This is a genomic window from Streptomyces sp. NPDC096152, from assembly GCF_044763235.1.
Taxonomy (GTDB): Bacteria; Actinomycetota; Actinomycetes; order Streptomycetales; family Streptomycetaceae; genus Streptomyces.
The window spans coordinates 240,809-256,445 of the sequence record NZ_JBIWFW010000006.1; the positions used below are offsets into that span (position 1 = coordinate 240,809).

Below are 15,637 nucleotides of genomic sequence, written 5' to 3' on the forward strand. Positions count from 1 at the left end.
GGCGGGACCGGAACGACCAGGACGCTGACGGGCGGGACCGGAATGGCCGGGACACCGACGGGCGGGCGCGGAATGGCCGGGACACCGACGGCCGCGACGGGACCGGCCGTGTCGCCGACGGCCACGGCGGCGGCCACGTCGAGGGTCTCGGCGACAGTCACAGACGAATCGTTTCTGATGCGAGCGGCGTCGTGGTGCTCGGTGCCTGCGCCACCTGGTCGCTGATCACCGGCACGCTGCACGACGGCCGCCCGGAGGGTGTGCTGCTCGCCGTGCTGGCCGTGGCCGCCGGATACGCCACGGGCCGGATCTGCGGGGCCCTGATGCCGGTCGCCGCCCCCTGCGCCGGGGCGCTGGCGGGACTGGGACTGGCGTTGGCGGTCCCGGGGCTGGTCCCCGGACCGCAGTTCGCCGCTCCGCTGGGGCACGCCGGGGCCACCGCCGCCGTACTGACCCTCTCCGCGGGCGCCGCCTGCTGTGCCGCCCGGGCCGCGTCCGTCCCGGTCCTCCGGCTCGCGCTCGGGGCCCTGGCCGTCGCCGTGGCGGTGGCCGCGGCGGTGCTCGGTTCCGCCGTCGGCCTCGTCTGCTGCGGCGCGGTGCTGCTCGTCTCCCTGGCGGCAGGCCGCGTGCGGCGCCGCGGGGCGGCCGTCGGGGGCCTGGCCGTGGCCGCGGCCGGGGTGGCGGGGCTGGCCTGGGCGGTCGCGGCGCGTGTCCTGCCCGACGGTCTCGCCGTGTCCGCGGAGGGGCAGCTGACGCGGCACCGGATCGAGCTGTGGCGGGACGCGCTGCGCCTTGCCCACCGGAACACGGGCCTGGGCGTGGGTCCGGGCCGGTTCGTGGAGTTCAGCCCGGCGGCCGCCCAGTCGCTGCAGCCGGACGGCAAGCCGCACTCGGCCCTGTTGCAGCAGGCGGCCGAGCAGGGACTGACCGGCGTGCTCCTGCTGGCGGCGGCGTACGGCTGGCTGCTCCACGCGCTGTGGCGGACCGCGCGCCCCACGCCGGTGGCGCTCACCGCCGGGGCGGCCCTGACGGCGGTGGCGGCGATCGCCGCGGTCGGGAACGCGCTGAGCTTCACCGCCGTGACCGTGGGCGTGGGACTGCTGGCGGGGACGGCCACCGCACGCCCGCTGGCCGAGGAGCCGGGGCCCCCGGGGGCGGAGCCGCGGTCAAGCCGAGACCGTCCGGCGCCTTGAGCCGCGCCGGGCGAGCCATCGTGCCGGGACCGTCCGGCGCCTTGAGCCGCGCCGGGCGAGCGGTCGTGCCGGGGCCCGGTCGGGGCCGGCGCTCAGGCCGCGCCCGGTGACGGCGGGCGCAGGCGGTCCCTGATGACGCGGACCGCCGACTCGGCGTTGTCGACCGTGATCGTGAAGGTGTGGCCGTCCCACAGGCGCAGCACGACGCCCTCGCCCCGCCGTACGATGACCGCGGTGCCCTTCTCGGGCCGCCAGCGGTAGCCCCATCCGCCCCAGTGACGCGGGGTGACGTGCGGGTCGAACTCGGCGCCCGCGACATGGTCGAGGGGAATGCGGCGACGCGGCAGGCCGATGTGGCCGCAGCGCACCTCCAGCGACTCGGTGTCGACCCTCAGCGCCACGTGCACGAAGGCGAGGGTGCCGAAGAGGACCAGCAGTCCGGCCGCGATGCAGCCCACCACGGACATCACCAGCGGGACGACGCCGGAGGTCCAGGCGGAGTCGACGGCCAGCTCGATGCCGAGAGCCATGCAGCCGGCGCCCACCAGCGCCAGCAGCCACTGGAACCGGTTGGTGGCGCGTCCGGTCCAGACCTCGGAGTGGGGGGTGTCCTCGCCGCGGGGATGGTCCCTCATGCCAACGAGGTTACTCAGGTTTCGCCGGGCGGGTAGGGCGATGCGGAGCGTGACCGGCCGGCGCGGACGCGCGGCGGACGGCCCCCGTCCGGTGCGCGCCGACCCGTCAGCGGGCGGGGGTGACCACCTGGAGGAGGCGGCCCTCCTCGTAGCTGAGGGCGGTGTCGGGCAGCTCGGCCTCGCGCCCGCTGAGCAGCACCGTCAGCGCGCTGTCGAGATCGGCCTCGGGTACCGGGTCGGCGCCGATCCGGCGCAGCGCCTGGGCCGCCACCGCACCGGCGGAGCCGTGCAGGATGAGCGGCGGCTGCCCGGGCCGCTGAACGGCCGCGCGGATGCGCTCGGCGACCAGTTCGTAGTTGGTGCAGCCCATGACGACGGTCGTCACGTCGTCGGGGGTGCGGGCGGCGGCCGCGGCGATCGCCGCCTCGACGGCCGCCTCGTCGGCGTGGTGGACGGCGTCCGCGAGCCCGGGGCACGGCACCTCGGTGACGGTCACCCCGTCGGCGAACCGCTCGATCAGGTCGCGCTGGTAGGGGCTGCCGGTCGTGGCGGGCGTGGCCCAGATCGCGACGGGTCCGCCGCCCGCCGCGGCGGGCTTGATCGCGGGCACCGTGCCGATGATGGGCAGGCGGGGTTCGAAACGGGCGCGCAGCTCGGGCAGGGAGTGCACCGAGGCGGTGTTGCAGGCGACGATCAGGACGTCCGGCTCGTGGGCGGCCGCGGCCCCGGCGACGTCCAGGGCGCGCTGCGTGATGTCCTCCGGGGTGCGCGGTCCCCAGGGCATCCCGTCGGGGTCCCAGGAGAGCACGAGATCCGCGTCGGGCCGTAGCCTGCGTACCGCGGCGGCGGCGGGAAGAAGGCCGATTCCGGAGTCCATGAGCGCGATCTTCACCCGGCCACGATAGACGATGGGCCCCGGCGGCCCCGCCCGGTGGGGCAGACTGCGCGAGTGAGCGCGATCGTGTGGACCGCCGCCGGATCACTCGCCGCCTGGCTGTGGCTGCTGCTCGGCCAGGGCTTCTTCTGGCGCACGGACGTCAGACTGCCGCCGGCCGGAGAACAACCGGGCGAGGAACGGTCGGGCGAAACTCGGCCGGGCGAGACCCCGAGTCCGGACGGACGGCCGCCGGTCTCCGGCGCCCCGGACGGGCGGCCGGCGGTGAGCACCCCCGCGGACGGACCGCCGCCGCAATACGCCGCCCCGGACACACGGCCGCGGGGGTGCACCGATGCGGACGACTGGCCGCCGGTCTGCGTCGTCGTTCCCGCGCGGGACGAGGCCGCCGTCCTGCCCCGGAGCCTGCCGTCGCTGCTCGCGCAGGCGTATCCCGGGCGGGCGGAGGTCTTCCTCGTCGACGACGGCAGCTCCGACGGCACCGGGGAGCTGGCCCGCGCGCTGGCACGGCGGCACGGCGGGCTGCCGCTGACCGTGACCTCGCCGGGCGAGCCGCCCCCGGGCTGGACCGGCAAGCTGTGGGCCGTACGCCACGGCATCGCCCTGGCACGCGCGCGGGCCCCCCGCTACCTCCTCCTGACGGACGCGGACATCGCCCATGCGCCGGACAGCCTGCGCCGGCTGGTGGGGGCGGCCCGCGCCGGGAACTTCGACGTCGTCTCGCAGATGGCCCGGCTGCGGGTGGAGAGCCTGTGGGAACGGCTCGTGGTGCCGGCCTTCGTCTACTTCTTCGCGCAGCTCTATCCCTTCCGCCGGATCGCCCGCGCGGGCACGCGGACGGCGGCCGCCGCGGGGGGCTGCGTGCTGCTGGGCTCCGAGGCCGCCGAGCGGGCGCGCATCCCGGACGCGATCCGGCACGCCGTGATCGACGACGTGGCGCTCGCGCGGGCCGTCAAGCGCGGCGGGGGCCGCGTCTGGCTGGGTCTCGCCGACCACGTCGAGAGCGTGCGCCCCTACCCGCGGCTGCACGACCTGTGGCGGATGGTCTCGCGCAGCGCCTACGCCCAACTGCGGCACAACCCGCTGCTGCTGCTCGGCACGGTGGCGGGGCTGGCCCTCGTGTACCTCGCGCCGCCCGTGACCCTGGCGGCCGGCCTGGTGACGGGGAGCCCGGCGGCCGCGCTCGCCGGTGGGCTCGCCTGGCTGGTGATGACGGCGACGTACGTCCCGATGCTCCGCTACTACCGCCAGCCGCCGTGGCTCGCTCCCCTGCTTCCCCTCACCGCGTTCCTCTATCTGCTGATGACCGTCGACTCGGCGGTACAGCACCAGCGGGGCCGGGGCGCGGCCTGGAAGGGCCGCACCTACGGCCGCCCGGACGCCGTGGCCGACGCGGCGGCCGGCGCGGACGCCGTGGCCGAGGAGAGCTGATCCCCGCTCCCCCGGCGTCCGTCGCTCCCGCCGGCGGCGCTCACTTGCGGCCGGGGGTCCAGTTCATGCCCCAGCCGTAGGCACGGTCGACGGTCCGCTGCGGGCTCACCCCGCGCTCGGGCACCAGGTAGCGGGCCTCCCGCCGGACGACGAGCTCGCCGCCGGTGTTGGTGATCAGGGCGAGCGCGCAGACCGTCGAGGGGACCGTGCACTCGTCCAGGGAGAAGTCGATCGGGGCGCCGTGCTGCGGGCGGAGGGTGACGGTGGCGTGCAGGTCGGCGAAGGAGCGGGCCCCCTCGTAGATCGTCACGAAGACGAGGACGCGCCGGAAGTCCTGGGTGTGGTCGAGGTTGATCGTGAGGTTCTCGCCGTCGGCCGAGGCGCCGGTGCGGTCGTCGCCGTCGAGGTGGATGTAAGGAGGCCGGTGCAGCGCTCCGAAGGCGTTTCCGAGGGCCTGGACGACTCCCTTGCGGCCGTCCGCCAGTTCGTACAGGGCGCACAGGTCGAGGTCGAGGTCCGCGTGCAGGGCCACCGCCCGTCCGCGCTTGCCGCCCCAGCCGGAGAACTGCTTGCGCACCTGCCAGTTGAGGTTCACGCGCATGGCACCCGAGGTTCCGCCCTGCTTGGCCAGCGACACCGACGGGGCGGCCTTGGTGAGCGTCACCTTGGTCAGGCGGACCGGGGCCGCGGGCGGCGCCGGCGGCGGGGGTGCCGTGGGCGGGGGCACGGTGACGGGGAGCGCGACGGGCGGCGGAAGCGGCACGGGGGGCCCGGCGGGCGGGGGCGCGGTGACGGGGGCGGAGCCAGGGGTCGTCGGCGGGGCCGCCGTGACCGGGGCGGAGGGCGCCGCCGGCGGCGCCGTGTGCTGCTGCGACTCGTCCACGGTGATGCCGAAGTCCGTGGCCAGGCCCTCCAGTCCGCTGCTGTAGCCCTGGCCGACGGCCCGGAACTTCCAGGCGCCCTGGCGGCGGTAGAACTCGCCGAGCACGAACGCGCTCTCCACGGTGGCGCCGGGGCTGTCGAAGCGGGCGACCACCGTGTCCCGGTCGGCGTCGCGGACCTCGATGTACAGGTCCGGCACCTGCCCGAACGTGCCGCCGTCCGCGGAGGCGGCGAGCACCACCCGCTCGACCGCGGGCCCCACGCGCGCGAGGTCGACGAGGAGGGTGTCGGTCACCCGGCCGCCGAGATCGTGCTTGCCCTCGTGGCGGACCGTGCCGGAGGGGTGCACCGGCTGGTTGTAGAAGACGAAGTCCGCGTCGGAGCTCACCTTTCCGCCAGTCAGCAGCAGCGCCGAGGCGTCCGCGTCGGGCACCCCCGGTCCCGGCCGCCATCCCAGCTCGACCCGCAGGGCCGTGCTCGGCACCGGCGTGTTCGACCCCTTCGTCAATGACATGTACGCCCCCATCACGTCTCCCGCCGACCGATGCCGCGGCAGCCCGCCGGCTCCCTACCCGCCCAACCTATTCCCGGGGACCGCGAACTCCCATGAGGAGCACCGGAACACGTCCGGCCAACCGCCGGTAACCCGCCGGGAACTCGGGCTTTACACGATCGGACCACGAATCGGTGCCCCTTTTCGACAAATTCGCTCACATTGGGGATCCCGCGTCACCGCCGACACGGAAAACAACCCTCTTATCGGTCTCCCCAACCAGCACATCGTGGGCTTAACTTATGTGCCATGACCTCCCCCCGCTCCACTTATGGCGGCGGCTACTACTCCGCCTCCTTCCCGGACACTCCGATCTACGACTCGCTCGTGGCCGAGCGGGGCACCCCGCAGATCGCCCCGATCCGGGTCCCCGCGCAGTACGACACGGGAAGTCACCTTCCCGCGCTCCCGTCGTCGCTGCCCGCCCTCCCGGCCGGCCCGTCCCAGCCCTCCTACGGGTACCCGCAGATGCCGCAGCCCGCCCCGCTGCAGCAGGCGCCCGCGGCGTACATCCCGCAGCAGGCCACCGCGCCGCGCGGATACCCCGGCCCGCAGCAGCCCCAGCCGATGCGCCCGATGGCGACCAACACCGGCTACGAGGCGATGCGTCCGGCGGCTCCCAGGCCCGCCGCCGCGCCGTACCAGGACCCCTACGGCAACCAGCAGTACCGCGGCTACTGATCCCCACTGACCGTCCCTGCCACCTGGCAGGATGAGGTCATGGGGAACGCGGAGCTGCACTCACTGCACATCCACCCGGTCAAGGCGTTCCGGGGCGTGGCGCTCCGGAGCCGCGCCGTGGAGCCCTGGGGACTGGCCGGGGACCGCCGCTGGGTGGTGATCGACGACGGGGGAAAGGTCGTCACCCAACGCGGGCAGCCACGCCTCGCACTGGCCGCCGCCGAGCTCCGGCCCGACGGCGGCCTCCGGCTGTCCGCACCGGGGCGCGAGGCGGTCACCGTGCCCGTCCCGGAGCCGGGCGTCACGGTGACGGTGGACATCTTCGGCGAGAAGGTGGAGGCCGTCCCGGCCACGGCCGCCGCGCACGCCTGGTGCAGCGGCTACCTGGGCGCCGACGTCCGTCTCGTCCACATGGACGATCCCGCCCGACGCCGGCCCGTCGCGCCCGAGCACGCCCTGCCGGGAGAGACGGTCAGCTTCGCCGACGGCTTCCCGCTGCTGCTCACCACCGTCGCGTCCCTGGACGCCCTCAACTCGCTGATCGCGCGGGGCGACCACGCCGGCGAGGGCCCGCTGCCCATGAACCGCTTCCGGCCGAACGTCGTGGTGGCGGGCACCGCCGCCTGGGCCGAGGACGGCTGGTCCCGCATCGCGATCGGCGAGGTCGCCTTCCGGGTCACCAAGCGCTGCGGCCGCTGCGTGGTGACCACGACCGACCAGCGCACCGCCGAGCGCGGCAGGGAGCCGCTGCGCACCCTCGCGCGCCACCGCCGCGTCGGCGGCGACCTGGCCTTCGGCCAGAACCTGGTGCCCGAGCGCACCGGCACGATCCGGCTCGGCGACCCGGTCACGATCCTCGGGTGATCTCCGGGCGGCCGGGGAACCCGCGGCCGGGGCCCGGCCGTTGGACGGATGACGCGGCCTTCGTCGAAGGACCCGGGCAAGAGGTGACGTCGCTCTCTCTTCCGGGGTCCGAAAGGCGCACGGCGCGTGCGGGGGCTATCACGGAGCGGGAAGGGGGTGCGGGACGGTGCGGGCAATCAGCGGACTCTGGCGCTGGCGGCACAACCCGCTGCGGCGCGGGACAGATCTGGCCGAGTCGTGGGTGGCGCTGGTGGCGCTGCTGCTCGTCCTGGTCGCCGCCCCCGTCGTCGGCTCGCTCGTCGGCGACCTCGCCCAGGACACCCTGCAGCGCTCCGTCCGGGACCAGCGCCAGGACCGGCACCTGGTGACGGCCACCGTGGTGCGAGGGCTCGAGCGCATAGCGGTGGAGCCCGATCCGGAGACCTCCTCGGGGCGGGAGGTCCGCAGCCGCGTGGTCGCCGACTGGACGGCCCCGGACGGCACCCGGCACCACGCGGCGGTCACCTGCGTCCTGAAGAACCCCCGTCCGGGCGACCACTTCCCGCTGTGGACGGACCGGCGCGGCCGCATCACCTCCCGGCCCCTGGACTCCGCCACGGCCGCGGCCCACGCCGTGCTGGCCGGACTCGGCGCGTCCGCGCTGACCGCCGGCGCCGTCGAGGGCATACGCCGGCTGATCGTCTGGCGCATGGTCCGCCGGAGGTACGCACGTTGGGACCAGGCCTGGGACCGCGCGGGCCCCGACTGGGGCCGCACCGGCACCGGCAGCTGACGGCCTTCCGGCTCTGGTCAACCGACCGCCCGCGCGCACGCTACGGTGGTCCGGCCGACGCACTCGGCATCAACCCGCGTACCACGAGCTGGGGGCACAGCAACACCATGGCACAGGGCACGGTCCAGGTGACGCACACCGGCACCTCGCGGTGGCGGCGCCGCACAGGTGAGTACGCATCGCTCGCCGCCGCCCTGGAGGCCGCGGCGGACGGCGACGTCCTCACCGTCGCCCCGGGCACCTACCGCGAGAATCTCGTCGTGGACCGGGCGGTGACCCTGCGCGGCCCCGAGGGCTCCCCCGGCTCGGTGCGCATCGCGCCGGTGGACGGCGTGCCGCTGACCGTGCGCGCCGCGGCCGTGGTCCAGGACCTGCACGTGGAGGGGCAGGACGCGGCCGCGCCGGCGCTGCTGGTGGAGGAGGGCACGCCAGAGCTGCGGGACGTGCGGGTCGTGACCAGGTCGGCGGCCGGCATCGAGGTGCGCGGCGGCGCCAGGCCGACCGTGCGGCGCTGCACCGTCGACAACCCGGCGGGCATCGGCATCGCCGTACTCGACGGCGGCGGCGGGGTGTTCGAGGAGTGCGAGGTGGTGGCCGCCGGGCAGTCGGGGGTCGCGGTGCGCGGCGGCGCCCACCCCCGGCTGGAGCGCTGCCGGGTGCACCACGCCTCGGGCGCGGGCCTCACCGCGACCGGCGACAACTCCGCCCTGGAGGCGGTGGGTTGCGAGGTCTACGAGGTCCGGGGCAGCGGTGTGCAGGTCACCGGGCGGGCCACGGCCCACCTCACCGACTGCGATGTGCACCGCACCACCGCGGACGGGGTCACCCTCGACACGGACGCCGTGCTGACCCTCGCCGACTGCCGCATCCACGACATCCCGGAGAACGCGGTGGACCTGCGGTCGCGTTCCGTGCTGACGCTGACGCGGACGACGGTGCGTCAGTTCGGGCGCAACGGCCTGTCGGTGTGGGACCCGGGCACCCGAGTGGACGCCAACCAGTGCGAGATCTTCGACAGCACCGGCGACTACCCGGCCGTATGGGTCAGCGACGGTGCGACCGCGGTGCTGGAGTCCTGCCGGGTGCACGACGTGCCGGACGCGCTGTTCGTGCTGGACCGTGGCTCCCGCGTGGACGTCGTCGACAGCGATCTGTCCCAGGTGCGCAACACGGCCGTGTCGGTGAGCGACGGCGCGACCGCGCAGCTCGACGACTGCCGGATCAGGGAGGCGGGCACGGGCGCGTGGTTCCGCGACCACGGCAGCGGCGGCACGCTGAACAACTGCACGCTGGACGGCACACAGACCGGCGTGATCGTCACCAAGGGCGCCGACCCGACCATCGAGCGGTGCACCGTCTCCTCCCCCGCCGAGGCCGGCTTCTACGTGTCGGCCGGGGGCCGCGGCAGCTTCGTCGGCTGCCGGGTGACCGGCAGCGGCGGCTACGGCTTCCATGTGATCGACGGCTGCCGCACGACGCTGCGCAAGTGCCGCACGGAGCGGTGCGCGCGCGGGGGGTACGAGTTCGCGGACGGCGGGCCGGACGCCTCGGCCGGGGCGGGTCCCGTGGTCGAGGACTGCACCAGCGACGAGAGCGGGGGCCTGCGGCCGCCCGTGGCGCGGGAGACGGCCGCGCAGACGGTGAGCCCGTCGACGGGGCTGCTGGGCGCGATCCCCGGGCAGCGCACCACCGAGCCGGAGCCGCCGATCGCCGCCGTGCCGCCCGCAGAGCCCGCCCGGACCGCGAAGGACGTGCTCGGCGAACTCGACGCGCTGGTGGGCCTGGAGAGCGTCAAGCGGGAGGTCCGCGCCCTCACCGACATGATCGAGGTGGGCCGGCGCCGCCGGGAGGCGGGCCTGAAGGCGGCCTCCGTCAAGCGCCATCTGGTCTTCACCGGCTCCCCCGGCACCGGCAAGACCACGGTCGCGCGGCTGTACGGCGAGATCCTCGCCTCCCTCGGCGTGCTGGAGAAGGGCCATCTCGTCGAGGTGTCCCGCGTCGACCTGGTCGGCGAGCACATCGGCTCCACCGCGATCCGCACCCAGGAGGCGTTCGAGCGGGCGCGCGGCGGGGTGCTGTTCATCGACGAGGCCTACGCGCTCTCGCCGGAGGACGCCGGGCGCGACTTCGGCAAGGAGGCCATCGACACGCTGGTGAAGCTGATGGAGGACCACCGGGACGCGGTGGTGGTGATCGTCGCGGGTTACACCGCCGAGATGGAGCGCTTCCTGTCGGTCAACCCGGGTGTGGCCTCCCGCTTCTCGCGCACCATCACCTTCGGCGACTACGGCCCGGAGGAGCTGCTGCGCATCGTGGAGCAGCAGGCCGAGGAGCACGAGTACCGGCTGGCCCCGGGCACGGCGGAGGCCCTGCGGACGTACTTCACGGAGATCCCCAAGGGCCCCGCGTTCGGCAACGGGCGCACCGCCCGCCAGACCTTCGAGGCGATGGTGGAGCGGCACGCGAGCCGGGTCGCCCAGGTCGACGACCCGAGCACGGACGATCTGACGCTGCTCTACCCGGAGGACCTGCCCGAGCTGTCCTGAGGTTCGCCGTCCGGGCCCGCGGGCGGGTCCCCCGGCACCAGGGTGTCGGCGGGATGCCCGCTCCGGTGGCGGGGTGCGGGCAGGTCCGGTCGCAGCCGGGCCAGCAGGTGCGCGCGTTCCTCCGCGAACACCGGGTCCGCCTGGTAGTCGGAGTGGCCCAGGATCGGCGCGGGCAGCGGATGCCGCGTGGTCCGGCCGTAGGCGAGCGGGTCCCTCAGCGGGGCGCGGTCCACCTCGGGCCCGCGGTCGCCGGGCAGCCGGACCGGGCCGCCGATGGGGTCGGTGCGCCGGTAGAGGTTGCGCCAGCAGTCCACGTCGTGGTGCAGGGCGCTGAGGGCGGCGGCCCCGAAGTGGGCCGGGAACCAGCGGCCGTAGAGGCGCTCGAGCGGTGAGCCGTATGTCAGCAGCGCGACCCGGGCCCGGACCGGCCCGGTGAGCTGCCAGGCCGCGGCGGCCGCCAGCACGCTGCCCTGGGAGTGCCCCGACAGCACCAGCCGTCCGCCGGTGGCGCGCGTCCAGGTCGCCATCCGCCAGGTGAGGTCGGGCACCGCGCGTTCGGCGTAGCACGGCGGGGCGAAGGGGTGCGCGGCACGCGGCCAGAAGGTTCCGACGTCCCAGAGGATGCCGATGGTGCGGCGGGCGGCGGCGTCCTTGTAGGCGCGCCGGCCCCAGGTGACGAAGAGCAGGAAGCCGAGCCCTATCAGCCAGGAGCCCAGTGCCTGCGCGGTCTCGGCCGCGCCCCGGACGACGGGGTACGCGTGCTCGGCGGCCCGTACCGGGGTCCGGTCGGTCCGCAGGGCTCCCACCAGCGCCACGGCGCCCAGCAGGAGGGTGGCCGCGGAGGTGACGCCGACGAGGAGGGGTCCGGCGTCGGTGAGCGTGGCCATCGCGCGTGTCCGCGCGATCCGGCGGGTGCGCTCCGGGTCCTCCGGCTCGCCCGCGTGTTCGCCCTCCACCACGGCGCGCTCGGCGCGGGCCAGCCGCCGGGTGCGCAGGGCGAGCAGGCCGCAGAGCACGAGCAGCGCCACGAGCACCGGCGGGACCACCGATGCCTGCCAGGTGAGCAGGACCGGAGGGCCGTCGATGGACGCGTGGGTTCCGTCGAGCCAGTCGGCCACCCGTTGCGCGACCCCGCCGGACATCACGCCGCCGAGCGCGCAGGCCAGGGTGGCGACCGCGGGGCCGCCCAGGCCGCGCAGCGCGGCACGGGGGTCGGGGCGGGTGCGGTGCAGCATGTGTGCGACGGCGCCGAGGGCGAGGACCAGCAGCCCCTGCGCCAGCGCGATCCCGCCGAAGGTGGCGTCGCCGGGCAGCCGTCCCGCCGCCTGCCAGCCGGGGCGCGACCACCCGGCGTAGACCGCGGCGAGCAGGAGCAGGACCAGGGCGCCGAGCGGCAGCCGCCGTACGAGGGGATGGTCGGTCCCCCGGTCCGGCCGGTGCTCGCTGCGGCCCCTGCCGCACACCACCGCCACCGCGAGGCACGCCACGACGACGAGACCGGCGTGCAGGAGCCAGCCCAGGGCTTCCAGGAGCGCGGGGCCCGAGGGGCGGCGGTCGAAGCGCGCCGCCGGGCCGGCGACCGCGGCGGCGACCGTCAGCAGACCGGCCGCGGTGTGGGCGGAGCGCAGCCGGGCGACCAGCCGGCGCCCGTACCAGAAGCCGGGACGGCCCAGGGAGGTACGGCCGGTGTCCTCGGTGTCCTCCGTGGGTTCGGGGCCGCCGGGCCGGGGACCGCCGGTGCCCCGCGCACCCGGGGAGTCCGGATCGGCCTCCTCGACCGCCCCGGCTTCCGGTAAGTGCGCCGGCCGGCCCCGGGACGCGGGGCCGGCGCCGTGCCCGCTCGCGGGGTTACGGACGGGGTCGTGCGCCGGCTCCGGCCGGTGGAACATCGGCTGCTGGGACTCGTAGGCGCTCCAGGTGCGGTGGGACAGGTACCACAGCAGTGCGGTGAGCGCGGTGGGCACCAGGGCGGCGAGGGCCAGCCGGCGGCCCGGTGCGCTCCACCAGCCGCCGTCGGCCGGGGACAGGAAGCCCAGCCAGGAGTGCCGGGCGGCGCACGCGCGGGTGCCCGCGCACTGCCAGGCCGCGAGGTCGAGGGCGACCTCGCAGGCGGCGGCGACGAGGAGCACCGTGAGGGTCAGGCCCGCCAGCCGTACGAGCAGTCCGTACAGGCGCACCGCCCGGGTGCGGTCGGGGCCCGCGGGGCGCATCCAGTGCGCGAGGTTGACCACCATGAACGGCAGCAGCAACAGCCACAGGGCCCGGGTGCCGTTGCCGGAGGTGAGGTTGCACCACACGTACGCCTCGGGCACCGGTCCGCCGCGGTGCTCGGCGGGCCGGGTCTCGGCGTCGACGTCGGCGGCGCGCCGGAAGACGGCCGCCGTGTCGTCGCCGGTGACCCGCACCGTGCGCGGGTCGTCCAGCATGCGGTCGGGTGTGGTGCCGCCGACCCCGTGGACCAGGAGTTCCAGGGCGGCGCCGGCCGGCTCGGGCCGCCGGGCGGGGCCGGCCGCCCCGCCCGGAGCGGCACCCCGCTGTGCACGTTCCACTGGTTCCACCGTTCGCACTCCCCCGTGACGCGCCGTCGGCCTGTGTCCGTGCGGCCACCAGGATGTCCGCCCCCGGCAGCGGGCGCATCCGGCGTCACGGAATCTCCCCGATCCGGGTGACGGCCGGGCCCCGGCGGGACGCCTGTGACATGCGCCCGCCGGGACGGGCGATGGCGCGACGGGCGGCGAGCCGTGAAAGGATGGGACGCCCGCGCACCGGGGACGCGACGGACCTCCTCGCCGGCGGCGGGTGCGCCGGGCGGGTCGGACGGCTTGAGGCGAAAGGAACCGGAGCACACGTGAGTGAGAATCAGAACCTCCTCGCGGAGCAGCGGCGCGCCCTGATCCTCGACGAGGTCCGGCGCCGCGGCGGTGTCCGGGTCAACGAGCTGACCCGGAAGCTCGGCGTGTCGGACATGACGGTCCGCCGCGATCTGGACGCGCTGGCCCGCCAGGGCGTGCTGGAGAAGGTGCACGGCGGGGCGGTGCCGTTGGTGGAGGCGAGCACGCACGAGCCCGGCTTCGAGGCGAAGTCGGGGCTGGAGCTGAGCGCCAAGGAGGACATCGCCCGAACGGCGGCCGAGCTGGTGGCGCCGGGCACGGCGATCGCACTCTCGGGCGGGACGACGACGTACGCGCTGGCCCAGCACCTGCTGGACGTGCCGGATCTGACGGTGGTCACCAACTCGGTGCGGGTGGCGGACGTCTTTCACGCGGCGCAGCGCACCTCGGGCCGGCGGCCGGGCGCGGCGACCGTCGTACTGACCGGCGGGGTGCGCACCCCGTCCGACTCGCTGGTCGGTCCGGTGGCCGACCAGGCGATCGCGGCGCTCCACTTCGACGTGCTGTTCCTCGGTGTGCACGGGATATCGCTGGAAGCGGGCCTGTCGACGCCGAACCTCGCGGAGGCCGAGACCAACCGGCGTCTGGTGCAGTCCGCGCGGCGGGTCGTGGTGGTCGCCGACCACACCAAGTGGGGTGTGGTGGGCCTGAGTTCCTTCGCCGGGCTGGAGCAGGTCGACACCCTGGTGACGGACGCAGGGCTGCCGGCCGACGCGCGCGCCGAGGTCGCCGAGAAGCTGCGCCTGGTGGTGGCGGGCGAACGGGCCGACCGGACCACCGCGGCGGACGGTGCGGACATCTGACGTCCCGTCGGCCATCCGGCGCGCTCCCGCCGGCACCGGCACACGGGTGCGGTGGGCCTTCGCCGCCGACGGACCGGCGGCCCTCCGACTCGTCCTCACCCTGGCCCGGGCGGGACTGGGGCGCGCCCTCCGGGACGCCGTGCGGTCCCTCGACCGGCGGCTGACGGCCTCCTGACCCGCCGCGGGTGCTGCCCCACGCACTGGACGGGGCACACCACCCCCGGCTCAGTCCGGCCACACCCCGGTCGCCAGGAACGACTCGATCGCCGCCGTGTACGGCGCGATGTCCAGGCCCTGGGCGGTGAGCCAGTCGTCCGAGTAGTACTTGTCCAGATACCGGTCCCCGGGGTCGCACAGCAGTGTCACCACGCTGCCCTGCCGCCCCTGCGCCACCATCTCGGCGATGATCTTCAGGGCGCTCCACAGACCGGTGCCGGTGGAGCCGCCCGCCTTGCGGCCGATGGCCTGCTCCAGTGCGCGGACGGCGGCGACGCTGGCCGCGTCCGGCACCTTCATCATCCGGTCGATGGCGCCGGGCACGAAGCTCGGCTCCATGCGCGGCCGGCCGATGCCCTCGATGCGTGAGCCGCAGTCGCACGTGACGTCCGGATCGCCGGTGGTCCAGCCCTCGAAGAAACAGGAGTTGTCCGGATCGGCGACACAGATGCGGGTGTCGTACTGCATGTAGTGGACGTAGCGCGCGATGGTCGCGGAGGTGCCGCCGGTGCCCGCGGTGGCGACGATCCACGCCGGCTCCGGGAACCTCTCCAACTCCAGCTGGCGGAAGACGGATTCGGCGATGTTGTTGTTGCCGCGCCAGTCCGTGGCCCGTTCCGCGTAGGTGAACTGGTCCATGTAGTGGCCGCCGGTCTCTCCCGCGAGGCGGGCGGACTCCTCGTACATCGTGCGGGGGTCGTCCACGAAGTGGCACCGGCCGCCGTGGAACTCGATCAGGCGGCACTTCTCGGCGCTCGTCGTGCGCGGCATGACCGCGATGAAGGGCACGCCGATCAGCTTCGCGAAGTACGCCTCGGAGACGGCGGTCGAGCCACTGGAGGCCTCGATCACCGGGCGTCCCGGCCGGATCCATCCGTTGCACAGGCCGTAGAGGAACAGCGACCGTGCCAGCCGGTGCTTGAGGCTGCCGGTCGGGTGGGTCGACTCGTCCTTCAGGTACAGGTCGATACCCCACTCCTCGGGCAGCGGGAAGCGCAGGAGGTGGGTGTCGGCCGAGCGGTTGGCGTCGGCCTGGACCTTGCGGACGGCCTCTTTCAGCCAGGCGCGGTAGCCGCTGTCGGTCCGGTCGGCGTCGAGGGTTTCGCCGGTCCGGGTCTGTGGGGTGGTGCTCACGGCGGGACTCCTTACGCTGAGCGCCGACGGCGTGGAGCGCGGCCGGACGCCCCCGATGATAGACACCTTCCGGCACGCTTCCCACCTGCATAAACGCGCCTTTGAGCGGCTCAAAGCCGCCCCTGGGGCGGCCGTAGCGCA

The 15,637-nt window shown here is 75.2% G+C and carries 12 protein-coding genes and 1 pseudogene; 8 read left to right on the forward strand and 5 right to left on the reverse strand.

From position 1 onward, the window contains the following. Positions 1 to 191 precede the first annotated feature (191 nt). Positions 192 to 1,193: an O-antigen ligase family protein gene (locus tag ACIQ9G_RS21645; RefSeq protein WP_403612632.1), complete on the forward strand. Its 1,002-nt coding sequence runs from the start codon at positions 192 to 194 to the stop codon at positions 1,191 to 1,193. A gap of 92 nt (positions 1,194 to 1,285) precedes the next feature. Here ACIQ9G_RS21645 and ACIQ9G_RS21650 read toward each other — a convergent pair whose 3' ends face one another. Beyond that, on the reverse strand, positions 1,286 to 1,828 hold the full coding sequence (locus tag ACIQ9G_RS21650) for a hypothetical protein (protein WP_403611900.1): 543 nt from the start codon (positions 1,826 to 1,828) through the stop codon (positions 1,286 to 1,288). 106 nt (positions 1,829 to 1,934) lie between these two features. Further along, positions 1,935 to 2,720 carry a glutamate racemase gene (locus ACIQ9G_RS21655; RefSeq protein WP_403611903.1) on the reverse strand — a complete coding sequence of 262 codons (786 nt, stop codon included), beginning with the start codon at positions 2,718 to 2,720 and terminating at the stop codon, positions 1,935 to 1,937. A gap of 39 nt (positions 2,721 to 2,759) precedes the next feature. Here ACIQ9G_RS21655 and ACIQ9G_RS21660 point away from each other — a divergent pair, with 39 nt between their 5' ends. Continuing rightward, entirely contained in the window at positions 2,760 to 4,154 is a 1,395-nt protein-coding gene (locus ACIQ9G_RS21660; protein WP_403611906.1) for a glycosyltransferase, read from the forward strand. Positions 4,155 to 4,194: 40 nt separating this feature from the next. Here the strand turns inward: ACIQ9G_RS21660 and ACIQ9G_RS21665 are convergent, their stop codons facing one another. Further along, positions 4,195 to 5,550, reverse strand: coding sequence for a TerD family protein (locus tag ACIQ9G_RS21665; RefSeq protein WP_403611909.1), 1,356 nt, complete (start codon positions 5,548 to 5,550; stop codon positions 4,195 to 4,197). Positions 5,551 to 5,838: 288 nt separating this feature from the next. On the opposite strand from ACIQ9G_RS21665, the gene ACIQ9G_RS21670 reads away from it, so the two are divergent. From ACIQ9G_RS21670 to ACIQ9G_RS21685, 4 genes are all read left to right on the forward strand, one after another. Next, on the forward strand, positions 5,839 to 6,270 hold the full coding sequence (locus ACIQ9G_RS21670) for a DUF6643 family protein (protein ID WP_403611912.1): 432 nt from the start codon (positions 5,839 to 5,841) through the stop codon (positions 6,268 to 6,270). A gap of 39 nt (positions 6,271 to 6,309) precedes the next feature. Further along, positions 6,310 to 7,134, forward strand: coding sequence for an MOSC domain-containing protein (locus tag ACIQ9G_RS21675; RefSeq protein WP_403611915.1), 825 nt, complete (start codon positions 6,310 to 6,312; stop codon positions 7,132 to 7,134). A 166-nt stretch (positions 7,135 to 7,300) separates the two neighbouring features. Continuing rightward, positions 7,301 to 7,906 (forward strand): hypothetical protein, encoded by a 606-nt coding sequence (locus ACIQ9G_RS21680; RefSeq protein ID WP_403611918.1) that lies wholly within the window; start codon positions 7,301 to 7,303, stop codon positions 7,904 to 7,906. Between the two features lie 107 nt (positions 7,907 to 8,013). After that, positions 8,014 to 10,452 (forward strand): right-handed parallel beta-helix repeat-containing protein, encoded by a 2,439-nt coding sequence (locus ACIQ9G_RS21685; RefSeq protein ID WP_403611921.1) that lies wholly within the window; start codon positions 8,014 to 8,016, stop codon positions 10,450 to 10,452. Here ACIQ9G_RS21685 and ACIQ9G_RS21690 read toward each other — a convergent pair. Further along, positions 10,422 to 13,001 carry a hypothetical protein gene (locus ACIQ9G_RS21690; RefSeq protein ID WP_403611924.1) on the reverse strand — a complete coding sequence of 860 codons (2,580 nt, stop codon included), beginning with the start codon at positions 12,999 to 13,001 and terminating at the stop codon, positions 10,422 to 10,424. The genes ACIQ9G_RS21685 and ACIQ9G_RS21690 overlap by 31 nt on opposite strands. A gap of 299 nt (positions 13,002 to 13,300) precedes the next feature. Between ACIQ9G_RS21690 and ACIQ9G_RS21695 the strand changes: the two genes are divergently transcribed. Then, a complete protein-coding gene (locus tag ACIQ9G_RS21695; RefSeq protein WP_403611927.1) occupies positions 13,301 to 14,146 on the forward strand; it encodes a DeoR/GlpR family DNA-binding transcription regulator in 846 nt (281 codons plus the stop codon). 16 nt (positions 14,147 to 14,162) lie between these two features. After that, positions 14,163 to 14,321: pseudogene (locus ACIQ9G_RS21700) on the forward strand (SRPBCC family protein); the annotation flags it as partial. A gap of 50 nt (positions 14,322 to 14,371) precedes the next feature. Here the strand turns inward: ACIQ9G_RS21700 and ACIQ9G_RS21705 are convergent. After that, positions 14,372 to 15,496 carry a PLP-dependent cysteine synthase family protein gene (locus ACIQ9G_RS21705; protein ID WP_403611930.1) on the reverse strand — a complete coding sequence of 375 codons (1,125 nt, stop codon included), beginning with the start codon at positions 15,494 to 15,496 and terminating at the stop codon, positions 14,372 to 14,374. Between the last annotated feature and the right edge of the window lie 141 nt (positions 15,497 to 15,637).